Below are 1024 nucleotides of genomic sequence, written 5' to 3'. Positions count from 1 at the left end.
GTCGAGCTGGATATCAAAGTGGCCGTGTTTGACCCCGTGCTTTTCGTTTTTCTGAATCGCCACCGTAATCGGGTGAAAATCCTCTATTGGGAGCGCAACGGCTTTTGCCTTTGGCTCAAGCGCCTGGAGTCCGAGCGTTTCAAAACATCGCCCGACGCCACCGAGGAAGCCATCGTATTGACCGTCCAGGAATTGAACTGGTTGCTCGACGGTTTTGATCTTTGGCGCAACCGTCCGCATCAGGTTTTGACTCCAAGATTTGTCGCCTGACGGGTATAATCCGGCGCATGATTTCCATGCCCGAAGATCTTCCTGATGATCCTGTTTTACTCAAGCAAATACTGCTTGAGGCGCTCAGTCGTCAGGAGGAAACTGCTCAGGCTTACCAGATCCACATCGTCGATCTGAAAGAGCAAATCAAGCTGCTACGCGATCGTTTGTTCGGTCGAAAATCCGAGCAGACCGTTGAACCCAATACACCGCAACTGGCGTTGTTCAACGAGCCCGAAAGTGAACCGATGCCTCTCGTCGATGACCCTGAAGAGGAAGCCGTTGCACCAACGCTACGCCGTGGCAAACGCAAGCCGCTGTCCGCGGATCTGCCCCGCATCGAAATCATCCACGAGCTTCCCGAGCACGAACTGACCTGCGCCTGCGGTTGCCGCAAACACCCCATCGGCGAAGAAACCAGCGAGCAACTGGAGATCGTGCCGATGCAAATTCGGGTGATCAAACACATCCGCAAAGTTTACGGCTGCCGTGGCTGTGAAACGGCCCCGGTCACCGCTGACAAGCCGGCTCAGTTGATTGAAAAGAGCATGGCCAGCCCCAGCGTATTGGCGATGCTGCTGACCACCAAGTATGTCGACGGCCTGCCATTACATCGCTTCGAGACGGTACTGAGCCGACACGGTGTAGAGATCCCACGACAGACGCTGGCACGCTGGGTCATCCAGTGCGGCGAGTACTTACAACCGCTGTTGAATTTAATGCGCGATCGGTTGCTGGAAAGCCCGGTCATCCA

At 55.3% G+C, this 1024-nt stretch carries 2 protein-coding genes; both read left to right on the top strand.

Features of this window, described 5'->3' with window-relative positions:
• The coding region (gene tnpB / locus ACZYSM_RS29195) for an IS66 family insertion sequence element accessory protein TnpB (RefSeq protein ID WP_489077143.1) at positions 1 to 270 on the top strand (270 nt) is incomplete at its 5' end.
• A 17-nt stretch (positions 271 to 287) separates the two neighbouring features.
• The coding region (locus tag ACZYSM_RS29190) for a transposase (RefSeq protein ID WP_489077141.1) at positions 288 to 1024 on the top strand (737 nt) is incomplete at its 3' end.

It is taken from the genome of Pseudomonas sp. F220 (assembly GCF_057813935.1).
Note: the sequence above shows the minus strand (reverse complement) of the source record. Positions and strands in the feature narration are given on the sequence as shown.